The sequence below is a fragment of the Pseudofrankia sp. EUN1h genome, assembly GCF_001854645.1.
Lineage (GTDB): Bacteria > Actinomycetota > Actinomycetes > Frankiales > Frankiaceae > Pseudofrankia > Pseudofrankia saprophytica.
Genome location: NZ_MBLN01000048.1, coordinates 196,722 through 221,505, shown reverse-complemented (window position 1 = coordinate 221,505; position 24,784 = coordinate 196,722). Strand labels below are relative to the sequence as shown.

At 71.7% G+C, this 24,784-nt stretch carries 21 protein-coding genes and 1 pseudogene; 10 read left to right on the top strand and 12 right to left on the bottom strand.

Features of this window, described 5'->3' with window-relative positions:
* Positions 1–2: 2 nt before the first annotated feature.
* Both BCD49_RS14680 and BCD49_RS14675 read right to left on the bottom strand, forming a co-directional pair.
* Entirely contained in the window at positions 3–1,037 is a 1,035-nt protein-coding gene (locus tag BCD49_RS14680) for a tetratricopeptide repeat protein (RefSeq protein ID WP_007514757.1), read from the bottom strand.
* A 181-nt stretch (positions 1,038–1,218) separates the two neighbouring features.
* On the bottom strand, positions 1,219–1,512 hold the full coding sequence (locus tag BCD49_RS14675) for an MTH1187 family thiamine-binding protein (protein ID WP_027140470.1): 294 nt from the start codon (positions 1,510–1,512) through the stop codon (positions 1,219–1,221).
* Positions 1,513–1,999: 487 nt separating this feature from the next.
* On the opposite strand from BCD49_RS14675, the gene BCD49_RS14670 reads away from it, so the two are divergent.
* On the top strand, positions 2,000–3,523 hold the full coding sequence (locus BCD49_RS14670; RefSeq protein WP_007514755.1) for an ATP-binding response regulator: 1,524 nt from the start codon (positions 2,000–2,002) through the stop codon (positions 3,521–3,523).
* Positions 3,524–3,757: 234 nt separating this feature from the next.
* Here BCD49_RS14670 and BCD49_RS14665 read toward each other — a convergent pair.
* The 5 genes and pseudogenes from BCD49_RS14665 to BCD49_RS14645 all read right to left on the bottom strand — a co-directional run.
* A pseudogene (locus BCD49_RS14665) lies at positions 3,758–4,210 on the bottom strand (cupin domain-containing protein); the annotation flags it as partial.
* Positions 4,207–5,265, bottom strand: coding sequence for a methylmalonyl Co-A mutase-associated GTPase MeaB (meaB, locus tag BCD49_RS14660; protein WP_007514753.1), 1,059 nt, complete (start codon positions 5,263–5,265; stop codon positions 4,207–4,209). The gene meaB and the pseudogene BCD49_RS14665, both read right to left, overlap by 4 nt.
* A 19-nt stretch (positions 5,266–5,284) precedes the next feature.
* The gene (locus BCD49_RS14655; RefSeq protein WP_007514752.1) at positions 5,285–6,475 is read right to left on the bottom strand and encodes an acetyl-CoA C-acetyltransferase; all 1,191 of its coding nucleotides are present in this window, start codon (positions 6,473–6,475) and stop codon (positions 5,285–5,287) included.
* Between the two features lie 293 nt (positions 6,476–6,768).
* A complete protein-coding gene (locus BCD49_RS14650; protein ID WP_071041573.1) occupies positions 6,769–7,770 on the bottom strand; it encodes an FG-GAP repeat domain-containing protein in 1,002 nt (333 codons plus the stop codon).
* Positions 7,767–8,324, bottom strand: a complete 558-nt coding sequence (locus BCD49_RS14645; RefSeq protein ID WP_007514750.1) for a SigE family RNA polymerase sigma factor — start codon at positions 8,322–8,324, stop codon at positions 7,767–7,769. Before BCD49_RS14645 ends, BCD49_RS14650 begins: the two co-directional genes overlap by 4 nt.
* A gap of 279 nt (positions 8,325–8,603) precedes the next feature.
* On the opposite strand from BCD49_RS14645, the gene ccrA reads away from it, so the two are divergent.
* Both ccrA and BCD49_RS14635 read left to right on the top strand, forming a co-directional pair.
* Positions 8,604–9,953 carry a crotonyl-CoA carboxylase/reductase gene (gene ccrA, locus BCD49_RS14640; protein ID WP_007514748.1) on the top strand — a complete coding sequence of 450 codons (1,350 nt, stop codon included), beginning with the start codon at positions 8,604–8,606 and terminating at the stop codon, positions 9,951–9,953.
* A 289-nt stretch (positions 9,954–10,242) separates the two neighbouring features.
* Entirely contained in the window at positions 10,243–10,932 is a 690-nt protein-coding gene (locus BCD49_RS14635) for a hypothetical protein (protein ID WP_007514747.1), read from the top strand.
* A gap of 94 nt (positions 10,933–11,026) precedes the next feature.
* Here BCD49_RS14635 and BCD49_RS14630 read toward each other — a convergent pair whose 3' ends face one another.
* Both BCD49_RS14630 and BCD49_RS14625 read right to left on the bottom strand, forming a co-directional pair.
* On the bottom strand, positions 11,027–11,344 hold the full coding sequence (locus BCD49_RS14630) for a hypothetical protein (protein ID WP_007514746.1): 318 nt from the start codon (positions 11,342–11,344) through the stop codon (positions 11,027–11,029).
* A gap of 49 nt (positions 11,345–11,393) precedes the next feature.
* The gene (locus tag BCD49_RS14625; protein ID WP_007514745.1) at positions 11,394–11,936 is read right to left on the bottom strand and encodes a YkvA family protein; all 543 of its coding nucleotides are present in this window, start codon (positions 11,934–11,936) and stop codon (positions 11,394–11,396) included.
* 552 nt (positions 11,937–12,488) lie between these two features.
* Here BCD49_RS14625 and BCD49_RS14620 point away from each other — a divergent pair.
* Positions 12,489–14,261, top strand: coding sequence for a 3-hydroxyacyl-CoA dehydrogenase family protein (locus BCD49_RS14620; RefSeq protein ID WP_007514744.1), 1,773 nt, complete (start codon positions 12,489–12,491; stop codon positions 14,259–14,261).
* A gap of 37 nt (positions 14,262–14,298) precedes the next feature.
* Here the strand turns inward: BCD49_RS14620 and nucS are convergent, their stop codons facing one another.
* Both nucS and BCD49_RS14610 read right to left on the bottom strand, forming a co-directional pair.
* Positions 14,299–14,961 carry an endonuclease NucS gene (gene nucS, locus BCD49_RS14615; protein WP_007514743.1) on the bottom strand — a complete coding sequence of 221 codons (663 nt, stop codon included), beginning with the start codon at positions 14,959–14,961 and terminating at the stop codon, positions 14,299–14,301.
* A 4-nt stretch (positions 14,962–14,965) separates the two neighbouring features.
* The gene (locus tag BCD49_RS14610; protein WP_007514742.1) at positions 14,966–15,565 is read right to left on the bottom strand and encodes an HD domain-containing protein; all 600 of its coding nucleotides are present in this window, start codon (positions 15,563–15,565) and stop codon (positions 14,966–14,968) included.
* Between the two features lie 284 nt (positions 15,566–15,849).
* Between BCD49_RS14610 and murA the strand changes: the two genes are divergently transcribed.
* The 4 genes from murA (at position 15,850) to BCD49_RS14590 (ending at position 22,270) form a co-directional block, all read left to right on the top strand.
* Positions 15,850–17,124, top strand: a complete 1,275-nt coding sequence (gene murA, locus BCD49_RS14605; protein WP_007514741.1) for a UDP-N-acetylglucosamine 1-carboxyvinyltransferase — start codon at positions 15,850–15,852, stop codon at positions 17,122–17,124.
* 348 nt (positions 17,125–17,472) lie between these two features.
* The gene (locus BCD49_RS14600; RefSeq protein ID WP_131803459.1) at positions 17,473–18,162 is read left to right on the top strand and encodes a hypothetical protein; all 690 of its coding nucleotides are present in this window, start codon (positions 17,473–17,475) and stop codon (positions 18,160–18,162) included.
* 220 nt (positions 18,163–18,382) lie between these two features.
* The gene (locus tag BCD49_RS14595; protein WP_007514739.1) at positions 18,383–20,416 is read left to right on the top strand and encodes a protein meaA; all 2,034 of its coding nucleotides are present in this window, start codon (positions 18,383–18,385) and stop codon (positions 20,414–20,416) included.
* 96 nt (positions 20,417–20,512) lie between these two features.
* On the top strand, positions 20,513–22,270 hold the full coding sequence (locus tag BCD49_RS14590; RefSeq protein WP_007514738.1) for an ATP-binding protein: 1,758 nt from the start codon (positions 20,513–20,515) through the stop codon (positions 22,268–22,270).
* 269 nt (positions 22,271–22,539) lie between these two features.
* Here BCD49_RS14590 and BCD49_RS14580 read toward each other — a convergent pair whose 3' ends face one another.
* A complete protein-coding gene (locus tag BCD49_RS14580; protein WP_063630153.1) occupies positions 22,540–23,853 on the bottom strand; it encodes an ABC transporter substrate-binding protein in 1,314 nt (437 codons plus the stop codon).
* Positions 23,854–23,980: 127 nt separating this feature from the next.
* Between BCD49_RS14580 and BCD49_RS43530 the strand changes: the two genes are divergently transcribed.
* Positions 23,981–24,145 (top strand): hypothetical protein, encoded by a 165-nt coding sequence (locus BCD49_RS43530; protein ID WP_157845202.1) that lies wholly within the window; start codon positions 23,981–23,983, stop codon positions 24,143–24,145.
* Between the two features lie 53 nt (positions 24,146–24,198).
* Entirely contained in the window at positions 24,199–24,771 is a 573-nt protein-coding gene (locus BCD49_RS14575) for a cob(I)yrinic acid a,c-diamide adenosyltransferase (protein WP_071041572.1), read from the top strand.
* Positions 24,772–24,784: the final 13 nt, after the last annotated feature.

The window sequence follows — 24,784 nt, the reverse complement described above, 5'->3', positions numbered from 1 at the left end:
GGCTAGAACAGCGCTGCGGCGAGTGCCCGGCGGGCAGGGGCTACGGCCGGGTCGGCGTCGCCGAGGGCCTGGAACAGACCGACGAGGTGCGCGCGGGCCTTCTCGCGCTCGTCGCCCGAGGCGCGCCGGACGAACGCGACGAGCTCGCTGAACGCCTCCTCGACCTGCCCCTGCGCGATCATCAGGTCGGCCGCGGCGAGAGCCGCGTCGACGTCGTCGGGGTTGGCGGCGAGCCGGCGGCGCACGTCCGCCGGGTCGAGCCCGCCGACCCGCTCGAGCAGGGACACCCGGGCGAGACCGAGGACCGCCTCCGGGTCCGCCGGCGCCTCGGCGAGCCGGGCGCGGAACGCCGTGGCGGCCGCCGGCAGGTCGCCGCGTTCGAGCGCCTCGTCGGCGGCGGCCAGGTTCGGCTCGCGCTCGGGGCCCGCGCCGCTGGCGCCCGGCACGCCGCCGAGCGCCTCGGCGACGAGCTCCAGCAGCTGGTCGAGCCAGCCGCGCACCTCCCGCTCTGGCAGCGCCCCGGTGAACTCGCCGATGATGCGGCCGCCGACGACGGCCTTCACCGCCGGGATGCCCTGGACACCGGCGGCCTGCGCGAGGCCGGGGTTGGCGTCCACGTCGATCCTGGCGAGCACCCACCGCCCGCCGTCCGCCTCGGCCAGGCGCTCCAGCACCGGGCTCAGCTGCTTGCAGGGGCCGCACCACGACGCCCAGAAGTCCAGCACCACCGGCACCTGCATCGACCGGTTGACGACGTCCTGCGCGAAGGTCGCCTCGGTCACGTCGATGACGACCGGACCGCCGGGTACCTCGCCGCCCGGGGCGCCGGGAGCCGGCGCGCCGGGAGCGGCCTGGCGCGCCGCCGGTGGAGGTGGCGGCGACGCCGGCTTCGGGTCGAGCGGCACCGCGCCAGCCAGCCGCAGCCCGCCGAGCCGGTCCGGGAGCGGGCCGGCCTGGGCACGCGAGGACTGGGCACGCGAGGGCTGTGCGCCTGGCGGGCGTCCGGGGACAGGAGGCCTACGTTGCATACCTACCATCGTGACATCTCCCACGGCGCGTTGGCCGCGGCGCCCGCGAGAGTTTTCTCCGCGTCCAGCCGGCCATCGCCCGCCGGTCAGCCTCGCGCCGCCGCCCGTGGCACCCGGGCGCCACACGAAATGATCACTATTCCCGCCCCGGGGACGGAATCGCCCCGGCCGGGACGGCGCCGAGCGGTACTCAGCGCTCCAGGTAGCGCTCGACGGTTGCCACCTTGGCATGAAGTGCGTCGACGACGCCGGGGCGGATGTCGGCCTTGAGGACGAGGCTCACCCGGCCGCCGCCGGCGGCGACCGCCTCCGTCGCCCTGCGCACGACGTCCATGACCTCGTCCCACTCGCCCTCGATGGTCGTGAACATCGAGGTCGTCTCGTTCGGCAGGCCACTGGCCCGCACCACCCGGACGGCCTCGGCCACCAGGGCGCCGACGTCCTCGCCCGCGCCGATCGGGGTCACGCTGAATGCCACAAGCATGGTCCCGGCTTACCATGCCCGCGTCGCCACGGGTTCCCGTTGTGGGCGCCCGTGGTTTCGACGCCGGCACTGGCTCGCCGCGGGCTGGACCGGTCCGGCGGCGGGTACGGAAGGTGGACCACATAGCGGGGACTACGATAAGTACCCGCCACCGGCCGCCTCGCCGTCGCCGGACACGCTTCGAACACACCCGGCGGCGGAGACGATCCAGCACGTGACATAAGCGTCAGGCCGAGCTGGCGACGGTAACGAATGGTCGCGCATCGGTCCCCGATGAAGCTACGGCTGGCCTTGCTACGCAAACCCGCCACAACACCGGATGAAGGCACGCCCTACCATTGGCCGCCGTGGGGCGGATACAGGCAGCACTGACCCGCCGAGGGGTCTCGGCTAACACTGCCGTGTCCCTCCGTCCAGCCACACCGCACCGCCGCGGCCGGTCCTACGGGATCACACGMCACGGGCAGCCCAACGGGATGTGGTCCAGGTGAGCACCCGCACGCTGTTGGACGCGCTGAACGACCTAGTGGTTGTAGTCAGCACCGACGGTCGGATCCTCGACGTCGGCGCGGCGGCGCGCGCCTTCCTCGGCGACCGGCTGGTGGGCGTCACCTGCCTGCGCGAGCTCGCCGGCGTCGTCGAGCCCTCCGTCGAGGCGGGCCCCGATGCCGTCCTGGACGCGCTTGGACGCGCGGGCGAGTGGCGCGGCTCGGCGAACCTGCTGGACATGGCCGGCAACCCCGTGCCCTTCGACGTCACGGTCCGGGCCGACCGGGCCGGCTGGGTGGTCTTCGTGGCCAAGGAGACCACCGACCGGCGGGCCCGGATCGCCGCCGAGCGGGACTCCCGGGCCAAGGACGAGTTCATGGCCCGCCTTGGGCACGAGCTGCGCACCCCGCTGAACGCCATGCTCGGCTTCGCGCAGCTGCTCGAGCTCGAGCGGCTGCCCGACGGCGTGCTCGACGACGTCCAACGGATCATCACCGGCGGCCGGCACATGCAGGCGATCATCGACGACGTGCTCGACCTCGCCAGGCTGCGCGCCGGCCGCGGCGACATCACCAAGGCGCCGGTCAACGTCCTCGACATCGTCGAGGGCGTCGTCGAGCTGGTCGAGCCGCTCGCCCAGCGGCGCGGCATCCGCCGGATCGTCCACCCCTGCGAGCCGCTGGTCGCCGACGCCGACCGACGCCGGCTCTGGCAGGTGCTGCTCAACCTGCTCGGCAACGCGATCAAGTACGGGCGCGACGGCGGCACCGTCCGGGTCGGGATCGTCCCGGTCACCGGCGGCCGGCTGCGCATCGAGGTCGAGGACGACGGGCAGGGCCTCCCCCCCGACGCCATGAACCGGCTCTTCCGCCCCTTCGAGCGGCTCGGCGCCGAGCACACCCGCACCGAGGGCAGCGGGCTCGGCCTCGCGCTCTCGCACGCGCTGGTGACGGCGATGGGCGGCGTGCTCACCGCCGCCAGCCGCCACGGCGTCGGCAGCGTGTTCGCCGTGGTACTCGACGCCGTCGACGTCCGCTACCCACACCCGGACCCGGAGCTGGACATGTTCCCGCCCGGCATCGGCGGCCGGATCCCCACCGACGCCACCATGCGCGTCGTCCACGTGAGCGGCGACCCGGCGACCCGCGCCCAGGTCAGCCAGACGCTCACCCGCACCTTCGCGGCGGACACCGTCAGCGTGCCGCGCGGTGTGCTCGCGCTCGACGCCGTCCACCGCGCCCGGCCCGACCTCATCATGATCGACCAGCAGCTCCCCGACACCACCGCGGCCGACCTGCTCGCCCATCTCGCGGCCGACCCGACGGCCAGCGCCATCCCGACGGTCGTGCTGTCCGCCGCCGACGACCCGGTCGAGGTCCTGCGCCTGCGCCAGGCCGGCGCCCGTGACGTCGTCCCCTCCCCGATGGACACCGGCGCCCTCGTCATCGCCGTCAAGGGCGCCGCGGGCACCGCCACCCACCGGGTCCTCGACCACCAGTCGGTCACCCAGTACCCCGCCTGAGACTCAGGCTGGGCCTCTACTCGCCTTCTTCTGCATCGACCCTTCCCCGGGGTCCCCCGGGGTCCCTGCCGGATCGGTGGAGCTTGCGGACGGGTCCCTGCCGGATCGGCGAAGCCGATCTGGGAGGTCGTGATCTGGGAGGTCCGGATTGGCTCCCAGTTGGGATGGGTCGGGCATGCGCGTGGGCACCGAGTCGGGGCTTGGCCGATCAGTGGGGGAGGTCCATTCGTTGTGAAGCTCGAAGTCGGCGAAGTCGAAACCGGGAGCCACGACGCAGCCGACCAGAACAGCATCGCCGGCGTCGCCGGCATCGCCGGCATCGCCGGCCATGGGCTCGGCCGTCTGCCAGTGGCCGGCGGGGACGACGGCCTGGAGGGCGTCGCCAGCCGCCGGGTCGGGGCCCAGGACGATCCAGCTGGCCGCGACGGGGCCAGGGCCCGGGCCGCCGAGGGTGAGGGTGAGCCGGCCGCCGCCCTGCCAGAGCCAGATCTCCGCCGAGGCGACCCGGTGCCAGGCGGACACCTCGCCCGGCTGGAGCAGAAAGAGGATCGAGGTGGCGACCGGGCGGGTGCCGCCGTGCGCGGGGATCTCGTCGGGGCTCGCCCAGGTACGCCGGTACCAGCCGCCTTCCGGGTGCGGGGCCAGTCCCAGCGCGTCGATCAGTGGATGACGGCCGATCGCGCTCACCGGCGCGTCCCGTCCGTCAGGGTGGCGAGCAGGTCGTCGGCGGCGGTCCAGGAGTCCAGGCGGCCCGCCACGACCTCCCGGGCGAGGGCGCCGAGGTGGCGGGTGCCGCGCGGGTCGCCGAAGCGGGCCCGCAGCGCTCCCAGGGCGATCTGCTCGATCTCGTCGGCCGCGCGCCGCTCGCGCCGGCGGACCAGCTCGCCGGTGGCCGCGAGCCAGCCGCGGTGGGCGGTGACCGCCTCGACCACCTCGGCGATGCCGCTTCCCTCGGCGGCGACGGTGCGCACCACCCGCGGCACCCAGTGGCCCGCGTCATCCGCGGCGGCGGCACCCCGGTCACGGCCGCCGTGCCCGGTGCGCCGTGACAGCGCGACCATGTTCCTCAGGTCGCGGTAGGTGTCGTCGGCGCCGGGACGGTCGGCCTTGTTGACGACCAGGACGTCGGCGATCTCCAGAATGCCGGCCTTGGCCGCCTGGATGCCGTCGCCCATCCCGGGTGCCAGCAGCACGAGGGTGGTGTCGGCCAGCGAGGCGATGTCCACCTCGGCCTGGCCGACCCCCACCGTCTCGATGAGCACGACGTCGTACCCGGCCGCGTCGAGCACCCGGACCGCCTGCGGCGTCGCCCAGGACAGGCCGCCGAGGTGGCCGCGGGAGGCCAGCGAGCGGATGTAGACGTCCGGGTCGGTCGTGTGCGCCGTCATCCGCACCCGATCGCCGAGCAGCGCTCCGCCGGTGAACGGCGAGGACGGGTCGACGGCCAGCACTCCGACCCGCCGGCCGGCCGCCCGGAAGGCGGCCACCAGCGCCGACGTCGACGTCGACTTGCCGACCCCGGGCGCGCCGGTGACGCCGACGATCTCGGCGCGCCCGGACCGCGGCGCGAGCAGCCGCGAGATCTCCCGCAGCCACGGCGAGCTGTCCTCGACCAGCGAGATCAGCCGGGCGACCGCGCGCGGCGACCGGTCCTCGACCGCCGCGGCGACCAGCTCGGCCGGGCTCCCGTATGGCGCCGACCTTCCGGCGCCCGGGCCGGGCGTGACCAACCTGGACGTCACCTGGGAACGAGCCTGGGTGTCAGGAGGCCGCCGGCACCCGCAGGATCAGCGCGTCGCCCTGGCCACCGCCGCCGCACAGCCCGGCCGCGCCGACGCCACCGCCGCGGCGACGAAGCTCCAGCGCCAGCGTCAGGGCGATGCGGGCGCCGGACATGCCGACCGGGTGGCCGAGCGCGATCGCGCCACCATTGACGTTGGTGACCTCGGAGGAGATGCCCAGCTCACGCATCGACTGGACGCCGACCGAGGCGAACGCCTCGTTGATCTCGTACAGGTCGACGTCGGCCGGGGTGAGGCCTTCCTTGGCGAGCGCCGCCTTGATGGCGTTCGCCGGCTGCGACTGCAGCGAGGTGTCCGGGCCGGCGACGAAGCCGTGGTGGCCGACCTCGGCGAGGATGGGCAGGCCCAGCTCCTCGGCCTTCGCCCTGCTCATCACGACGACGGCGCAGGCACCGTCGGAGATCTGCGAGGACGAGCCGGCGGTGATCGTGCCGTCCTTGCTGAACGCCGGGCGCAGCCGCGCGAGCGTCTCGGCGGTGGTGTCGGCGCGCACGCCCTCGTCGTCCTTGACGACGATCGGGTCGCCCTTGCGCTGCGGCACCTCGACCGGGGCGATCTCCTCGTCGAACAGGCCGTTCTTGATCGCGGCCGCGGCCCGCTGGTGCGACAGCGCCGAGAACTCGTCCTGCTCGGCGCGGCTGATGTTCAGCGGCACGTTGAAGCGCTCGGTGGACACGCCCATGCCGACCTGGTCGAAGGCGCAGGTCAGCGCGTCGTACTCGGTGGCGTCGACCAGCGGCGCGCTGCCGTACCGGATCCCGGCGCGGCCGTTCAGCAGCATGTGCGGGGTGTTCGTCATCGACTCCATGCCCCCGGCGACGACGACGTCGTACTCACCGCTGGAGATGTAGGTGTCGGCGAGCGAGATCGCGTTCAGCCCCGACAGGCACACCTTGTTGATCGTGATCGACGGCACGTCCAGCGGGATGCCGCCCTTGGCGGCCGCCTGACGCGCGGCCGCCTGGCCGGAGCCGGCCTGGATGACCTGGCCGAAGATGACGTACTGGACGGCGTCACCGGCGATGCCGGCGCGCTCGAGCGCGCCCTTGATCGCGATCCCGCCCAGCTCGGTCGCGGAGAAGCCCTTGAGCGCCCCGGAGAGCTTGCCGATCGGGGTCCGCGCGCCGGCCACGATGACCGAACCAGGCATGGCTGCCTCCCTGGAGAAAAGGATGCTGGAAGGGAAGGACGTTGTTCGCTGTGCTTGAAACCATAACGTGATCTTGGCCGACGTGCCGCCGGAGCGTGGCCAGCACCACCCCCGCCGGTCACCCGTCACCGCCGCCCGGCGAGGCCGGGCCCGCGGTCATCGCCCTCCCGCGACACGCCTGCCACCAGCGTCAACGACCTGGGTCCCGCGGGCCATCCCGTTCCCGCGCCGCGTCCGGCCGGGTGGTCCCGAGGCGCTCACGGCCTCGGCGCCCCCGTGCCTCGGTCCCAGCCTCAGGGGTTCCAGGTGCCGCAGCGCGCGTCGAAGGACGGGGTCGCGGTGGCCGCGGGCAGCGTGCTCCTCGACGGCGTGCCGACCTTGGTCAGCCCGTCGATCGTCGCGGCGACGGTGGTCGTGGTGACGTCGTAGTTCGCGCCGCCGTCCGGCGACGTGCCGACGACCAGACGCAGCCCGCTGGTCGAGCAGCTGAACCCGGTGCTCATTGTCGTGGAACCGGTCGACATGGTGCCGGCGACAACCGGCTGCGACGCGGCGTCCGCCAGCACGGAGATCTGGCCGAGCRCCATGAACCGCAGCACCGCGAACTGGTCGAGGCCGCCCGAGGAGCCGATCTGCACGACCAGCTCGGAGAAGCCGTCCCCGTCGAGGTCGGAGCCGGCCCACCGGCTGGCCGTCGCCCCGTCCGGCAGGGTGACCCTCGCGGGCGCGCCACCACGGCTCAGGGTCACCTCGACGGTGGCGCCGCTCAGCCGGACCGTGTCGGCCTTGCCATCGCCGTCGACGTCGCCCGGCATGGCCGGGCGGTCACCGGTCAGCGGCGGCCGGGTCGGGCTGTTCTGGTCGCCGGTCCCGGTGGCGTTGGGGCTCACCGGGGGCGTCGTCAGCGGGTTGATGGGTGGCGTGATGACCGGCAGGGTCGCGGACTGGCTTGGGTCCGACCCCCCGGACGTGCCACGGGGGGTCGTGCCGGAGCCGCTCGTCCCGACGCTCGGGTCGGACTGCGAGGCGACCCCAGGTGTCAGGCTCAGGCGAGCCGCCGGTTCGACGACCTGGGACGACGGCCCGGGCCGCATCAGGAGCACGGCCAGCACCACCAGCCCGGCGACCACGGCGCCACCGGCCGCGTACAGCGGCAGCCGCCAGCGGCCTCGCCGCTCGACGCCGGCCTTGATCCGCTGGTAGGCCTCCGGCGACGGCCGGATCGGGTCGACGGCGGCATGCAGTAGCCTGCTCAGCTCCTGGGGGTCGAGCTGGGACTGCTCCGAGCCGTTCACCGTAGGTCCGCCAGCTTGGTCGACAGGGCGGCCAGCCCCCGGGACGTGTAGGCCTTGACCGAGCCCACGCTGCACCCCATCACGGCGGCGGCATCGGCCTCGGACATGTCCGCGTAGTAGCGCAGGACGACGGCCTCCCGTTGGCGGCGGGGCAGCTCCCGCAGCGCCTGGATGACCGCGGCCCGTTCGACCAGAGAGTAGGCCCCCTCCTCGGCGCTGGCGGCGTCGGGCATCGGCTTGGGGGCGTGCTTGAGCGCGACGAGTCGGCGCCGCAGCGTCGAGCGGGCGAGGTTGACGACCGTCTGGCGGAGGTAGGCGAGCGCCTTGTCCTTGTCCTGGAGGCGGCCCCAGGCGGCGTGGACGCGGATGTAGGCGTCCTGGACGACCTCCTCGCAGAGGCCGATGTCGTCGAGCAGGAGGGCGGCGAGGCGGACCAGCGAGCGGTAGTGYTCCGAGTACAGGGCGGTGAGAGCCTGGTCCGCGTCCCTGGCAACGGCGCTACGGGCGGCGTCGCTCCGCGCAGGCACGGGCCGCCACCCTTCCACCAGGGTCATGGGCGCAGTCACGACATTTCTGACGCTGACCGAGCCGTGTGGGTTGTCCCCACCGTTCTACCGCTTTGCACCCAGGGGAGACAGCCTTCTCACGGAAGCCGTGCCTGTCGGCCAGTCGACCTTGTCCGGGTAGTGCTTCTGGCGGACAACCGACCGGCGCACGGGGGCGGTGTCGCCGGCCACACCTTCACCTGGACGTGGCACTTCCGCGCGACCGAGCGGCCCTCAATCGATGACACTTGCGGTGCCGCTCGCCCGCCCGACTGCCGGAGGTAGACCGTGAAGGACATCCTCGACGCCATCCTCGCCGAGGCGGCCCCAACCGAGACCCGGGAGAAGGAGTTCGGCGCGCTGGCCGTTCCCGAGTCATACCGGGGCATGGTCGTCCGCAAGGACGAGACGGGCATGTTCGAGGGCCTGACGTCCCGCGACAAGGACCCTCGCCGGTCGTTGCACCTCGACGAGGTCCCCACGCCCGAGCTGGGGCCGGGTGAGGCGCTGATCGCGGTGATGGCGTCGTCGATCAACTACAACACGGTGTGGACGTCGATCTTCGAGCCACTCTCGACGTTCGGTTTCCTGGAGCGCTACGGCCGCACGTCGCCATTGGCGAAGCGGCACGACCTGCCGTACCACGTGGTCGGCTCGGACCTGGCCGGCGTGGTCCTGCGCGCCGGCGCCGGGGTACACGCCTGGAAGCCGGGCGACGAGGTCGTCGCGCACTGCCTGTCGGTCGAGCTGGAGCGGCCCGAGGGTCACGACGACACCATGCTCGACCCGGAGCAGCGGATCTGGGGGTTCGAGACGAACTTCGGCGGCCTGGCCGAGCTCGCGCTGGTGAAGGCCAACCAGCTGATGCCGAAGCCCGGTCACCTGAGCTGGGAGGAGGCGGCGAGCCCAGGGCTGGTGAACTCGACGGCCTACCGCCAGCTCGTGTCCCGCAACGGGGCGGCGATGAAGCAGGGCGACATCGTCCTGATCTGGGGCGCCTCCGGCGGGCTGGGCTCGTATGCCACCCAGATGGCGCTGAACGGCGGCGGGATCCCGGTGTGCGTCGTGTCGTCGCCGGAGAAGGCCGACATCTGCCGCTCGCTCGGCGCGGAGCTGGTCATCGACCGCAGCGCCGAGGGCTATCGATTCTGGAGCGACGACCAGACGCAGAACCCGAAGGAGTGGCAGCGCTTCGGTAAGCGGATCCGCGAGCTCACCGGCGGTGAGGACCCGGACATCGTGTTCGAGCACCCGGGCCGCGAGACGTTCGGCGCCTCGGTCTACGTCGCCCGGCGTGGYGGTCAGATCGTCACCTGCGCCTCGACCAGCGGATTTATGCACAGCTACGACAACCGTTATCTATGGATGAACCTCAAGCGCATCATTGGGTCACATTTCGCGAACTATCGGGAGGCATGGGAAGCAAACCGGCTTATCGCCCGCGGCTTGATCCACCCGACCCTGTCCCGGGTCTACCCCCTGGAGCAGACGGGCCAGGCGGCATACGACGTGCACCGCAACGCCCACCAGGGCAAGGTCGGCGTGCTCTGCCTGTCCCCCCGCGAAGGCCTCGGCGTCCGTGACCAGGCCATGCGCGACCGCCACCTGAGTGCGATCAACCGCTTCCGCGACGCCTGAACAACTCCTCATCCCCACATCGCCAGGCTGGGCGGGGCCAGCCGAACACGACGGGCAACGACCAGGTATCCCAACGAACGCGGGACCTACGTCGAACCCGTGGGAAGGCCCTGCCCGGCGCGTCACGACCAGTACGGAAAGCGACGGTCGGAGCGAGCCTCCGGATCATCGGAAAGCGCGCTTCCGGAGAGTCCCGGCGAAGGGGTAGGGGCGATGCACGTGATGGAAGGGGGAGCGGTAGGGTGACGGCTGTGACTAGCCACGCCACCGTCTGGAATGCAGGTCTCGTATGACCGAGCACTCCGATCTCATCCCGATGGCCGGCGAGGGCGAGGGCTCCCCCGGCTTCGACCTGGTTCGCCGCGGCTATGACCCGCACCAGGTCAACTCCCACGTCGCCTGGCTGATGGAACAGCTCCGTGAGGCCGAGGCGCACCGGGCCGCCGCCGAGGCGGCCGCGTCCGAGGCCGCCGCCGAGGCCGCGCGCATCCGTGACGACCTGGCCTCGGGCCGCCCCGCCTGGGACGACTTCGGTGGTCGTATCACCCAGATCCTCATGCTCGCCGAGGAAGAGGCCGCCACTGTGCGGTCCGAGCGGACCAGGGACGCCGAGGCACAGCTCGACGAGGCCCGGCGGATCGTCTCCGACGCCGAGCACACCCGCGACCGCACCCTGCGCGAGGCGGACGAGCAGGCCGCCGGGATCGTGTCGACCGCGCGTGGCGAGGCGGAGCACATCATCGAGACCTCCCGCAGCAAGGCACACAAGCTGGAGGGTGAGTCGCAGCAGCGGCTGACCGAGCTGGAGCGCCAGCGCGACCAGGTCACCTCACAGCTCGGCGCGCTGCGCGACCAGGTCACCTCACAGCTGTCCGCGCTGCGCAACCAGCTGGCCGCCGCCACCGCCGCGATCGAGCTCCCCGGCGTGGACGAGGCCAAGGCGGTCGGCTCCAACTCCAAGGCCGGCTCCCGCATCTGAGCCCGCTCCCCCCATCGCCCGCCTGGATGGGGGCTCGGTACCCAGCCTCGTGGCCGGACGTCCGCCGGCCGGCCACGAGGGGTTCCGCCAGCGGTCAGTACGGCGCGCGGTAGGGCCGGGCGCCGGCTCGACGCCGGTTCCAGCAGGGCGTGTGCCAGTGGCGGCGGTTCTCCATCCGCCCGCTCGGCCAGGCGACCACGTGCGGGACGCCCGACGAGATCTCGTGGTCGCAGCCCGGGCACCGGTAGGCCTTCGTGCTGGCCGCCCCGGTCACCGGGCGGACCGCCCAGTCCTCGCCGTCCACCGTCACGGCGTCGACCAGCCAGTACGGCCGCCGCTCGTCCTCGCCGCCGTCGCCGGCCTTCCCGGAACGCCGGGACCCGCGCTCGGGCCGGGTGCGTCGCGGGCTCACCGCCGCCGCCTGATCACTGGATGCCTGGCCACCGGCCGCCTGCCCGGACCTACTTGCGCAGACGATCGCCGCGGGCATCCTTGCCCGGCGCCGAGGCGCCGGGGGCGGCTTCGTCCACGCGGCCGATCACCTCGCCGTCGACGACGCGGTCGGAACCGCCAGACCGGCCCCAGCCACCGACCCCGCCCACGCGCCCGAACGCGGCGGTGGCGATCGTGGTCGCGACCTTCGCCCTGCGCAGCACTCCCGCCGGGCTCGCGAGCGCGGACGACGCCCCGATGAGCGCGTGGAAGGCCCGGTCGCTCCCGCGCCAGTGCTCGCGCAGGATCGGCTCGCCGGCCCCGACCACCAGCCGGCGGAACGCGAACGCGACCACCGCGACGTCGTCCAGCTGCCCGATGAGGGGCACCAGGTTGGTGATCTTGTTCTTCGGGGACACGAGGTAGGCGAGCGCGGCCCCCGCCTCGAGCTTGGCCTGCTGCGGCACGCGCGGGTCAGCCACCACTCCGCGCAGCATGAACACCAGGTCCGGCAGGAATGTCGCGACCTCTCGGCCGAACGTGCGCAACGCGTCCTTGTCCAGCGAGGCCATCGGCCGACCTTCCTCCCCGTCCGGCCCGCCGCGCCAGCGCGCGCGGGCTCCGCCCACCATGACGCCGCGGCGAGAGCAAGCCACTGACACTCGGCCAGGCTGGTACCAGCCCGGCGCCACCTGCCGACCCATCCTAGAACGGGCGTACGACCACACAGCCCCCGGCGAACACTCGCCCTGGCCCGGGCGAGGCACCGGGAGGCGTGACGACGGGCGGCCTCGCGCCCGCGCCGCTCCTCCCCCGGCCGCGGCGGGCCTCCGGGGAGGCGCGCGTCCGGCTGGCCCACGTCCGGTTGGCGCGCCACCGCGCTCCGTGGGGACACTCCGTCGACGGCACGGGGCGACGGCACGGCCACGACGACGACCGGGCCCGTGCCGCGAGGCGGGAGGCGAGAGGCGAGCCACGGAGAGCCACGGAGAGCCGGCCATAGAAGGCACTCTGCTTGGCGATCACAAGCTTGTTCGTCACCAATCTGGGAGGATCCGGTCAGCGGCAGACTCTTCTGGCGCGCGGGCCGGGGACGCGGGCACAACTCGACACAGGGGGCTGGCATGGGTCTCGACCAGACGACGGTGGCGGTGGTCGGTCTCGGCACGATGGGCGCCGGCATCGCCGAGGTGCTCGCCAGGGCCGGCATCGAGGTGATCGGCGTCGAGAAGGACGACGCGGGCCTCGATCGCGGGCGCGGTCACCTGGCGCACTCGACAGACCGGGCGGTGCGTGGCGGCAAGCTGACCGAGCCGGAGCGCGACGCGGTGCTCGGCCGGATCCGGACGGGCACCGACCTGAGCGCCGTCGCGCCGGCGCGGCTCGTCATCGAGGCGATCGATGAGGACCTCGACGAGAAGAAGGCACTGTTCGCGCGGCTGGACGAGCTCTGCTCCGCCGAGACCATCTTCGCCACCAACACCAGCTCGCTGTCGGTCACCGAGCTCGCGGCCGCGACCGGCCGGCCGGGGCGCGTGGTGGGCACGCACTGGTTCAACCCCGCCCCGGTGATGGGCCTCGTCGAGATCATCAGCACCGTCGTCACCGACCCGACCGTGCTGGTCGACGTCACCGCCCTCGTCGAGCGGGTCGGCAAGAGCGCGGTGACCGCCGGCGACCGGGCCGGGTTCATCGTCGACGCGCTGCTGTTCGGCTACCTCAACAACGCGGTACGGATGCTGGAGGCGCGCTACGCCAGCCGCGAGGACATCGACGCGGCGATGCGCTTCGGCTGCGGCCACCCGATGGGCCCGCTCGCGTTGCTCGACCTCATCGGCCTGGACACCGCCTACGCGATCCTCGACTCGATCTACCACACGTCGCGCGACCACCTGCACGCGCCGGCACCGCTGCTCAAGCAACTGATCACGGCGGGGATGCTGGGCCGCAAGACCGGCCGGGGCATCTACACCTACGCCGCGCCCGACTCACCCGAGGTCGTGGACCAGGCGGCGCCCGGGACCGTCGCCGGCGTCGAGGCCCGCGCGGTGCGCACCGTCGGCGTCGTCGGCACCGGGACCATGGCGGCCGGCATCGTCGAGGTGCTGACGAAATCCGGCTACGACGTCATCGTCCGGGCCCGCGGCGAGGAGAAGGTCGCGGCGGTGCGCAAGCGGGTCGAGTCCTCGCTGGAGAAGTCGGTCGCGAAGGGCCGGATGTCCTCGGACGACCGGGACGCCACGCTTTCCCGGCTGCGCGGCACCACCGACCTCGGCGACCTCGCCGAGGCCGATCTGATCATCGAGGCGGTCGTCGAGGACCTCGACGTCAAGCGGGAGCTGTTCACCGAGCTGGACAAGGTCGCGAAGCCGGGCGCGGTGCTCGCCACGACCACCTCGTCGCTGCCCGTCGTCGAGTGCGCGGCGGCGACGTCCCGGCCGGCCGACGTCATCGGCATGCACTGGTTCAACCCGGCGCCGGCGATGAAGCTGGTCGAGGTGGTTCCGACGGTCCTCACCGCGCCCGACGTCGTCGCGACCGTGCTCGCCGTCGCCAGGGCCGCGCGCAAGCACCCGGTGACCTGCGCGGACCGCGCCGGATTCATCGTGAACGCGCTGCTGTTCCCGTACCTCAACGACGCGGTGCGGATGCTGGAGGCGCACTACGCCACCGTCGAGGACATCGACACCGCGATGAAGGTCGGCTGTGGGCACCCGATGGGCCCGTTCGAGCTCGCCGACGTCGTCGGGCTGGACGTGACGCTGGCGATCCAGCGCACCCTCTACCTGGAGTTCCGCGAGCCGGGCTACGCGCCCGCGCCGCTCATCGAGCACCTGGTGCGAGCCGGCTACCTCGGCCGCAAGACCGGCCGAGGCTTCCACAACCACGCGCGGTGACATTGGTTCGCTCCGTGCGGGCGCGGCGGCCTAGAAGCTAGAACAGGGTGGGGATGGAGGGTTCCAGGCCTCGTAGGGCGTCGTAGTTCACGGTGACGGCCGACAGGCCGCGGTCGGTGGCCAGCCGGCGAGCCTGGGGCGTGATCGACTGGGCGACCAGAATGCCGTGTACCGGGTGCGACAGACCCGGATCCTCGGTCATCCTGGCCACGTAGCGGGTCAGCTGCTCCACGCCGTCGATCTCACCGCGCCGCTTGATCTCGACGGCCACGGTCGAGCCGTCGCCGGCGCGGCAGAGCAGGTCGACCGGCCCGATCCCGGTCTCGTACTCGCGGCGCACCAGCGTCAGGTCGTCGCGGATCGCGTCCGGCCGGTCGGCCAGTAGCACCTGCAGGTGCGCCTCGACGCCGTCCTTCTGCAGGCCCGGGTCGCGACCGAGCTCATGGGACGAGTCGTGCATCACCTCTTCGATGGTGATCAACAAGGACTCGTCGGCCTTGTTGGTGACGCGCCAGCCGCCCTCTTCCTCAGTGAGGACACACGGCGGGCTCATCCAGTTGAGCGGCTTGTAGGCGCGGCCATCGGCGTGGATCGATACGGACCCGTCGGCTTTGACCAGCAGCAGCCGCACCGCGCTGGGCAGGTGGGCGTTGAGCCTGCCGACGTAGTCCACGCTGCACCGAGCGATCACGAGGCGCATTGGCTCACGTTATCGCGGAGTCCCCCGTCTTCCCGGTTTGGGTGACGGCAACGCCAGGTCGCCGAGGATCGTCGCCCGCCGAGGCGGCGGACTCGGGGGACTCGGGGGACGACGACGCCGAGGCGCCCGCTGCCGCCACCAGGTCGTCGAGCAGTACCTTGCGCCCGACGTAGCGGGTGGCCAGCCGATCGGCCTGCTCCGCCGGCAGGCGGCCGAGGCGCACCGGATCGCTGTTGTCCGCCATGTCGGCGCGCTTCACCACGACCGCGAGCGGGTTCGCCGCGACCCTGGCCAGGTAGACCTCGGTGGCCTCACCCGGACGCTTCGACAGGGCGTCCACGGCCGCGACGACCCCCGATGGGTATCCGCGGGCCCTGAGCTCGTCGAGGGTCACGGGCGTGTCCTCGACGACGTCGTGCAGCAGCGCCGCGAGCTGCGCGTGCACCGGGTCCACCCCGGCGGCCGGCGCGGTGCGTTCCACCGTGGCCCGGACCCGCATCGGGTGGCCGATGTACTCCTCGCCGGCCTTGTCCAGCTGCCCGGCGTGCATCTCGGACGCGAACGCGACCGTCTCCTCGAGCGTTGGCGTAGCGGGCGAATCCACGTCGGTGCCCTTCTGGCCGGTCGGTTGGGATCTACCGTCCCGTCTGACGGTCTCATCGACGGTGGCGCTCGGTGCGCTCCGGGTGCCCCAGGACCCCGGTCGCCCGGTCGGCACGGGCTCATGGACCCTTATCCTGTGGCCCCTAGGCACGCATGAGGGCCTTGCCGGCAGGGAAGGTGCGGGGAATGCCGGAGGCGACGGACGAACCCCTATCGGGTGATGGACAGCCGATGCTCTCCCCTAGGGCAGGAAGACCATGCAGACAGGCCCTAGCATCGCCTTCCGTGGAGCGCTTCGTCGTAACCGGTGGATCGAGGCTTGCCGGCCAGATCCATATTCCTGGGGCGAAGAACTCCGTCCTCAAGCTGATGGCCGCCAGCCTGCTCGCGCCTGGCACGACGACGCTGTCGGCGGTGCCGGACATCCTCGATGTCGGCGTCATGGCGGACGTGCTGACCGCGCTCGGCGCGACGGTCCACCGGGACCTGGCCGCCGGGTCGATGGCCATCGACACCCCTGCGATGCCGGGAGCGGCGGCCGACCCCGCGCTGGTGCGCCGGATCCGCGCCTCGGTCGCCATCCTCGGCCCACTGGTCGGCCGGCGCGGTGAGGCACGGGTGGCGCTGCCCGGTGGGGACGCGATCGGTTCCCGGGCGCTCGACATGCATGTCAACGGCCTGCGACGCCTCGGCGCGGTGGTGGACATCGAGGACGGCGCGCTCGTCGCCCGCTCGTCCGGCCGACTGCAGGGCGCGGCGATCTGGCTGGACTTCCCGAGCGTCGGCGCCACCGAGAACCTGCTGATGGCCGGCGTGGTCGCCAAGGGAACAACGGTCATCGACAACGCCGCCCGCGAGCCAGAGATCGCCGACCTGTGCGAGTTCCTGACGGAGATGGGCGCGCGTATCGAGGGAATCGGTGGGTCGACGCTCGTCATCGAGGGCGTGGACGAGCTGCGTCCGGTGGCACACGAGACCGTGCCAGACCGGATCGTCGCCGGGACCTACGCCATCGGCGCGGTGATGACCCGCGGGGACGTGATGATCCGCAACGGGCGCGCTGAGCACCTTGGGATCGTGTTGGAGAAGCTGACGGCCGCTGGGGCCAGCGTCGAGATCGGCGTCGACGGTTTCCGGGTAAGCGCCACGGACCAGCCGCGCTCGATCGACGTCGTCACCCTGCCGTACCCCGGCTTCCCGACGGACCTGCTTCCCCAGATCATCGCCCTGGAGGCCGTCAGCCAGGGCATCTCCCTGATCACCGAGAACGTCTTCGACAGCCGGTTCGTGTTCTGCCGAGAGCTGCTGCGCCTGGGCGCCCAGCTACGCACCGACGGTCATCACGTCGTCGTCCGGCCGTCCCCTCAGCTGGTCGGCACGTCGGTGGTCGCCTCCGACGTGCGGGCCGGAGCGGGCCTGGTGCTCGCGGGCCTGGTCGCCGAGGGGATGACCGAGGTGCATGAGGTCCACCACATCGACCGTGGCTACGCGGGCTTCGTGGAGAACCTTCGGGCCCTCGGCGCCGACATCCGCCGCGATCAGGTCACCGCGGCGGCATGAGGTGAGTGCCAAGGGGATCCGGGTCGCCAGCCGGTGGTTCCGCGCTACCCGGCCTGGCCGCCTGACGGGCGAACGGCACACCGCCGCTCTCGCCACGTAGCTTGGCGGGATACGGGAGCAACCGTCCGGCGGGCGTTGGCCTCGCCACGGCGCCCGCGAACGTCGAGGGCTACCCGGGGGGAGCCGCACCGCGACGCGGGCGCGCTACCGACCCCGGAGGCGCCGGTGGACGCGTGCCTGTGCGATCCTGCCTTTCGATTGCACAGGCCTGAGGCCTACGTCCCCGGGGTAACGACGGGGGAAGGTGTCGAGGCCGAACGGAGGCACGTGCTGGAGATGGACGTACCGATGCCGGCGGGGTCCGACGGCGGGGCCCGCGCCGCCAGCGCGCCCTGGATGACCTGGGTGGAGGATCGGCGCCGGCTCGTGATCGGCGCCGCGTTCGGCCTGGCGGTCGTGCTCGGCATAGTCATCGGCCTGGCCACCGCGCCAGACGGGAACACCTCGGCCGAGCCCGACAGCGCTGGCGCCGCCGCCGCGGCGCGGAGCCCACAGCTGCCCCCGCTCGACTGGGAGGGCAAGCGCTCCCCGGGAACCGCGGTGAACATGAAGGTCGGCGACGAGCTGCGCCCGGCCCTGACCTGGGCAACAGCGGACGCCGCGCTCGCCAAGGCCGGCAAGACCACCTTGTCTGCGGCAGTCCAGGCATCTGGCTCCACGAGCCCGGCAGGCTCGGCGGGTGCCCAGTCAGCCACGGGCGGCGCGGAGCTGACCGCCGACTCCATCACGATCCGACAGGGCGACCTCTACTACGGCGCCGTCGAGGGCTCGAGTGCGGCCACCGACGAGTTCTGGGCCGCCGGTCTCACCGAGACATCGAACACCGCCGTGTCAGTCGCCAAGCTGCACGTCTGGAAGCGGGTCGGTGCCGGGCCGTGGACCGAGGTGGCGAGCGGAGCCGGTGCCTGCGGCAGAGTAGTGCCCAAAACCCTGCTCACCATCTGGGGTCCACCGGCGCTGTGCGCCAGTCAAAGCTGAGCCTCGCACCCTCCCGGCCACCATTCCTATGGGCTCGGGGTCCGCCTACCTAGCATGAGCCGCACCACGGTCCCAGATCGCCCAGGTCAGCGGTGATTGGTGACAGTTCACTTAGCGGGCGCGCGACAGGGTGGCGCCGGTACGCTTTCGCCGTTGGCCACGATCTGGGAGGTGGCGCTTCGCCGGCGCGGCCTCCCCCAGGGTGAGGGGATGGCTGGCGATGGTTGACCAAGCCGGTCAGAGCACGGACAGCGCGGGCACCCGCCCGGAGCGGGATCGGCCGTGGATCGTCCGGACGTACGCGGGCCACTCCAGCGCGGCCGAGAGCAACACGCTCTACCGGCGCAACCTCGCCAAGGGCCAGACCGGGTTGTCGGTCGCCTTCGACCTGCCGACGCAGACCGGCTACGACCCCGACCACGTGCTCGCCCGCGGCGAGGTCGGCAAGGTCGGCGTACCCGTCGCGCACGTGGGCGACATGCGAGCGCTCTTCGAGGGCATCCCGCTCGACCGGATGAACACCTCCATGACGATCAATGCCACCGCGATGTGGCTGTTGGCTCTCTACCAGGTCGTCGCGGAGGAGCAGGGCGTCGGCCCGGCCGCGCTCAACGGGACCACCCAGAACGACATCATCAAGGAGTACCTGTCCCGCGGGACCTACGTCTTCCCGCCGGGGCCGTCGCTTCGGCTGATCACCGACCTCATCGCCTACACGGTGACCGAGATCCCTAAGTGGAACCCGATCAATGTCTGCAGCTACCACCTGCAGGAGGCCGGCGCCACGCCGGTRCAGGAGCTGGCCTACTCGATCTGCACGGTGATCGCGGTGCTGGACGCCGTGGTCGCCTCCGGACAGGTRCCGACGGAGCGGATGGGTGACGTCTGCGCCCGGATCTCCTTCTTCGTCAACGCCGGGGTGCGCTTTGTCGAGGAGATGTGCAAGATGCGCGCCTTCGGGGCGCTGTGGGATGACCTGCTGCGCACCCGCTACGGCGTCGAGAACCCCAAGCACCGCCGGTTCCGCTACGGCGTGCAGGTCAACTCGCTCGGCCTGACCGAGGCGCAGCCGGAGAACAACGTGATCCGGATCGTTCTCGAGGCACTCGGCGTCACCCTGTCGAAGGACGCTCGCTGCCGGGCGCTGCAACTGCCGGCCTGGAACGAGGCGCTCGGCCTGCCGCGGCCGTGGGACCAGCAGTGGTCGCTGCGCATCCAGCAGATCCTGGCCTACGAGACGGACCTGCTGGAGTACGAGGACATCTTCGAGGGCTCGGTCGTCATCGAGAAGCGGGTCGCCGAGCTGGTCGAGGCGGCACGGGCCGAGATCGACCGCGTGCAGGCGATGGGCGGCGCGGTCGCCGCCGTCGAGTCCGGCTACATGAAGTCCCAGCTCGTCGCCTCGCAGGCGGCCCGCCGCGGCCGGATCGAGAGTGGCGAGGACGTCGTCGTCGGCGTGAACCGGTTCACCGAGACCGAGCCGAACCCGCTGATCGCCGACCTGGACGCCGCGATCCAGACGGTCAACCCGGCGGTCGAGGCGGCGGCGAAGGAGGCACTGGCCTCCTGGCGGGCGAAGCGCGACCCGGCCGCCGTCGACGAGGCGCTGCTGGCGCTGCGCGAGGCGGCCAAGTCCGACACCAACCTGGTCCCGGCGACGCTCGCCTGCGCCCGCGTCGGTGTCACCACCGGCGAGTGGTCCGAGGTGCTGCGCGAGGTCTTCGGCGAGTACCGGGCGCCCACCGGAGTGTCCGGCGTGACCGTCGGCGCGTCGGCCGGCACCGCCGCGGGCGACGAGCTGGCCGCCGTCCGGGAGCGGGTCGCCGAGACCGGCCGCGAGCTGGGCCGCCGGGTGAAGGTCCTCATCGGCAAACCCGGCCTGGACGGGCACTCCAACGGCGCCGAGCAGATAGCGGTGCGCGCCCGCGACGCCGGTTTCGAGGTCGTCTACCAGGGCATCCGCCTGACGCCAGAGCAGATCGTCGCCGCCGCCGTCCAGGAGGACGTCCACCTCGTCGGCCTGTCGATCCTGTCCGGCTCGCACCTCGAGCTGGTTCCTCAGGTGCTCCACGGCCTGCGCGCCGCCGGCCTCGACGACCTCCCGGTCGTCGTCGGCGGCATCATCCCCGACCGCGACGCCGAGACCCTGCGCTCCGCCGGCGTCGCCGCCGTCTACACCCCCAAGGACTACGGCCTGACCGCGATCATGTCCGGCTTCGTCGACATCATCCGCCACGCGGGCGGCCTGTCCTGACACCCCCGCGCGCAACGACCGCTCACGCTCGCCCCGCCTGCAAATCGGCGCAGTTTTATATCACCCTGTCTTGACAGGGTGATATAAAACTAGTCCATGGCAGCCAGCCGCCAGAGCCTCACTCGCGAGATCGACCGAGCGCTCCAGGAGGTGCTCGGCGGGCGCAGGGCGTCCGAGCTGGAGTCGCTGACTCTGGACTTCAAGGAGCTCAAGCGGCCCGCGGCCAATGACCGCGACCCGCTCAAGGCCGCGGCCACGGACCTGGCCGAAGCTGTCGCCTGCCTGTCGAACAGCCGAGGTGGCACAGTCATCGTCGGCATTTCGGACGCCAGCTCCGGACAGGCAGCCGTAGTCGGCGTTCCGGACAATCTCGATGCCGACGAACTGCGGCGACGGATCTGGCAGCTGACCTCACCGCCACTCGTTGTCGATCTCGAGGACCGGCAGGTCAGCGGCCATCGCATCCTGTTGCTAGCTGTAGAACCCGGGTTCGACCTTGTCCGCGTGGGCGGCAAACTGCGGGAACGAATCGGCACCTCCTGCGAGCCGCTGACAGCCGCGCGAGAAGCCGCCATGCGGGAGGACCGACGGGGCTACGACTGGTCCGCCGAGCGAACGCACCTGCGTGTGGAGGATGTCTCCGCCCGTGCCGAAGAGGAGGCGCGGCGCCTTCTCGTCGAGGCAGGTGACGCGCAGAGCCGCCGACGGGCCGAGTTGAGCACCGCGGATCTGCTTCGTGAATGCGGGGTGCTGCTGGACGACGGGCACCTGACACGAGCGGGTGCATTGCTGTTCTGCGCAGCCACGGGGTTGGCCGCCGAACCATCCCTGCACTACCTGCGGCGGCGCACGCCGGCCGGTTCCCTCGCTCGTCCGCCGTCTGTCCACGACACTCCGTTGATCGTCGCGGTCGTCGACGTACTGCGTGGCATCGACGCAATCAACGAAACTACGTCCGTGACGCTGCCGACTGGCGTCCAACAGCAGTTGGAGACGATCCCCGGTCCGGCCGTTCGGGAAGCGGTCGTGAACGCGGTCGCGCACCGCGACTACCGTCACCCAGAACCGATCGTGCTCGAGCACAGCCCGAGCCGCCTCGTCGTCACCTCGCCGGGTGACCTGGTGTTCGGAGTGACCGAGGAGAACATCCTCACGCACGTGTCGAAGCCGAGGAACCGCTGCCTGATCGACGCGCTACGGGTCCTTCGCCTCGCGGAGCGAGCCGGTACCGGAGTCGACGTCATGGTCCGCGCGATGGTGCGCGCCGGGCACACCCCTCCGGTGTTTCACAGCGGCGGAGGCAGCGTCCGGGTCGTGCTCGACGGCGGCGCGCCGGCCGCCCGGCTCTCCGTCATGATCGCCAGCCTGCCGTCCGAGATCCAGGACGACACAGACGCCATCCTGGTCATCCACTACCTGCGCTCCCACCCGACCGTCGATGCCCCGACGATCGCTCCGGTCCTGCAGAAGAGCGTCGAGGAGGCCAGCGAGGCGCTCCGGCGGCTGTCCGACGACGCCTACGACCTCCTCGAGCCAGCACGCGAGACCCGCCGTTACCGGCTACCGACCTACCGGTTCCGGGAACGGGTCCGCGCCGAGCTCGGCGCCCTGCTCCCGTACCACCGCAACTCCTCGGACGAATCCGAACGACGAATAGTCGCCCACCTGCGTGAGTACGGGACCATCTCCAACCAGACCGTCCAGAACCTCCTGCTCGTGGGCAGCCAACGCGCCAGTGTCATCCTGCGCTCCCTCGCGGAGCGAGGCGTCATCGAGCGAACCGCCGACTCCCCAACCCGCGGCCCAAGCGTCCGCTACCAACCCGGTCCAGCCTTTCCCACCAAGAAGCGCTGACGGCCGCCCTGCCCTGTCCGCCGCATCAGGCTGGGCCGCCGCGACGGTGTTCCAGCTCGGCCCGAACCTCGTCGAGCGTGGACGTCTCGCCAACGGCGATGTCCTCCCGAGCTACCTCCGGTACCACGTGATGCTCGCGCGCGTCCGCACCCTACGTGGCGACTTCCACACCATCGAAAGTACGCACAGAGCCGTCCCTGGGACAGTCCGGTTCGTCCGCCACACCGTGGTATAGCGGACGAACCCCACACGGTTTGCCGAGCTACCGGTCAGGGCTGCTGGTTCAGGTTGGCCATCTGCTCCGGGGTGATGACGTCTCCGCAGGTGGCCGTGGAACTGGCCGGCTGGAACTTCGACCCGTCCAGGCTGATCTTGATGGTGTAGTAGCAGGTGGAGGTCTGGCGGAAGTTCGTCGACAGGTCGTTGCTGGCGTCGGGCGTCAAACCCGCTCCGTCGTAGTCCTTGACGGCGCGTAGGCCGGAGATGAACGACTCCCTGGTGGGGCATTTTCCGGCGGCTTCGAGGCCGCGGAGGAACAGGTCGGCGGAGATCCAGCCGTCCACCGCGATGTCCTGGGTCGGTGGTTGGATCTCCGGGGCGTACTTGTTCATCGCCTGCTCGAACTTCTGCTGCGCCGGAGTGTTGAGCTCGAAGGGCTGGGTGGTGGTGGAGATGGACACGCCGGCGAGTGCGCGGCCGTACTGGGCGAGGACGCTGTTGTCGTAGCCCAGCGGCATCAGCGCGACTTTGAGGCTGCCACCCAGGGCCACGCCGATCCTGGCGAGTTCCGGCAGCAGCTTGGCGGCATCGGCCGGCATCAGCACGCCCGCGAGGGCGTCGATGTTGTTTTCCTTGATCTGCTGGGCGACGGTCTGGAAGCTCGTGATCTCGCTGGTGTAGAACGTCTTGACGACCTTGACGTTGCTTGCCTTCAGGCTCGCCACGACCTGCTGCGTGTAGTCCCCGCCCGTGGCGCTCCCGTCGATCGCGAAGAGGGCCGCACGGGTGCCGCCCTGGTCGTGGATGTACTTGCCCAAGGTCGTGCTGGAGCCCTTCCCGAGGTAGAACCACGAGAACATGTTGTCCATCCCCAACCAGACCGGCTCGCTGGCGATGCCCGTTACCGGGACGTTGCGCTCCTGCAAAAGCTTGGCCGAGTCCGCGCCGGTGCCGCCGGGCGCATGGATGAGCCCGAAGATCTTCTCACGGTCGAGGAGCTCCTGGGTCACGGACAGGCTGAGCGCCGTGTCGCCTCCGTTGTCCCGCCAGGCGTAAGTGACCTTGCGGCCGTAGACGCCGCCGTCCTCCTCGTTGGCGGCGTGGAAGCGGGCGTCCACGCCGGCCCGGAAGGCACGCATGGAGTCGGCCCCCGGGCCGGTGTCACTCCAGACCATGCCGGCCTTGACCTCGGTGGGCGTGATGCCGGGCGCCGTCGCCGAGCACGCCCCGCCCGCCCCGCTCGCACCCGCGCCGCCGCAGGCGACCAGGGAAGCGGCCAGGCCGCTGGCACCAATCGCGAGCGCAGCCACTCTCAGTAATCGCTCGCTGGCTAGCAATAACACTTGTGGCTCCTTCGGTGTCATGGCGGCGGTACGCGCCCGAGTGGGCAAGCGTCCACCGTGCGGGAGAGAGTCGCACGTCAACACGGCCGCGGTCTCGCGCTGGGGATGGCAAATCCGGCACCTTGGTGCGTCGGCTCTGGCGTGGCCGGTGCCTCCCACGACGGCCGCGAACATCGCCTCCGGGCAGTCGGCCCGTGCCGCCGCCGACCTGCTCCAAGCGCTCAGATCCGCCGCGTCCGCCGACCCGGACTGCACCCGGTTCCCACGCTTCGGCGCGCACGACGACGCGACTCTCGTCTGGGCTCAGGTGTGATCTCGGKTGATCGAGTTAGGCGCCCGTACGCGCCTCGGCCATAGGGTCGCTCCATGGCTGTCCATCTGACGCGCATCTACACGAGGACTGGTGACGACGGGACGACCGCGTTGGGGGATATGTCGCGGACGGTGAAGACGGATCCGCGCCTGGGGGCGTACGCGGATACCGACGAGACGAACGCGGCGATCGRCGTGGCGCTGGCGCTCGGTGGGTTGTCGGACGAGGTGCGCGAGGTGCTCCAGCAGATCCAGAACGACCTGTTCGACGTCGGCGCCGATCTGTCGACGCCGGTCGTGCCGGACCCCAAGTACCCACCGCTGCGGGTGACACAGGCGTATGTCGACCGGTTGGAGGCGGCCTGCGACCGGTTCAACGAGGACCTGCCGAAGCTCGACTCGTTCATCCTGCCKGGCGGCACAGCGGGGGCCGCGCTGCTGCACGTGGCCCGGACGGTCTCGCGGCGCGCGGAGCGCAGCGTCTGGACGCTCCTCGCGGTCGACGGGGAGCGGACGAACCCGCTGACGGCCCGCTACCTCAACCGCCTCTCCGACCTGCTGTTCATCCTGAGCCGCGTCGCCAACCCCGGCGGTGACGTCAAGTGGCGCCCAGGCGGCAACGCCTGACCGGAGCTGTGAG

Excerpts from the sequence above, each read along its gene's own strand:
- BCD49_RS14680 (WP_007514757.1), bottom strand. The coding sequence starts at position 1,037 with ATGGTAGGTATGCAACGTAGGCCTCCTGTCCCCGGACGCCCGCCAGGC.
- BCD49_RS14675 (WP_027140470.1), bottom strand. The coding sequence starts at position 1,512 with ATGCTTGTGGCATTCAGCGTGACCCCGATCGGCGCGGGCGAGGACGTC.
- BCD49_RS14655 (WP_007514752.1), bottom strand. The coding sequence starts at position 6,475 with ATGCCTGGTTCGGTCATCGTGGCCGGCGCGCGGACCCCGATCGGCAAG.
- BCD49_RS14635 (WP_007514747.1), top strand. The coding sequence starts at position 10,243 with ATGACCGAGCACTCCGATCTCATCCCGATGGCCGGCGAGGGCGAGGGC.
- BCD49_RS14625 (WP_007514745.1), bottom strand. The coding sequence starts at position 11,936 with ATGGCCTCGCTGGACAAGGACGCGTTGCGCACGTTCGGCCGAGAGGTC.
- BCD49_RS14620 (WP_007514744.1), top strand. The coding sequence starts at position 12,489 with ATGGGTCTCGACCAGACGACGGTGGCGGTGGTCGGTCTCGGCACGATG.
- nucS (WP_007514743.1), bottom strand. The coding sequence starts at position 14,961 with ATGCGCCTCGTGATCGCTCGGTGCAGCGTGGACTACGTCGGCAGGCTC.
- BCD49_RS14600 (WP_131803459.1), top strand. The coding sequence starts at position 17,473 with ATGCCGGCGGGGTCCGACGGCGGGGCCCGCGCCGCCAGCGCGCCCTGG.
- BCD49_RS14590 (WP_007514738.1), top strand. The coding sequence starts at position 20,513 with ATGGCAGCCAGCCGCCAGAGCCTCACTCGCGAGATCGACCGAGCGCTC.
- BCD49_RS14580 (WP_063630153.1), bottom strand. The coding sequence starts at position 23,853 with ATGACACCGAAGGAGCCACAAGTGTTATTGCTAGCCAGCGAGCGATTA.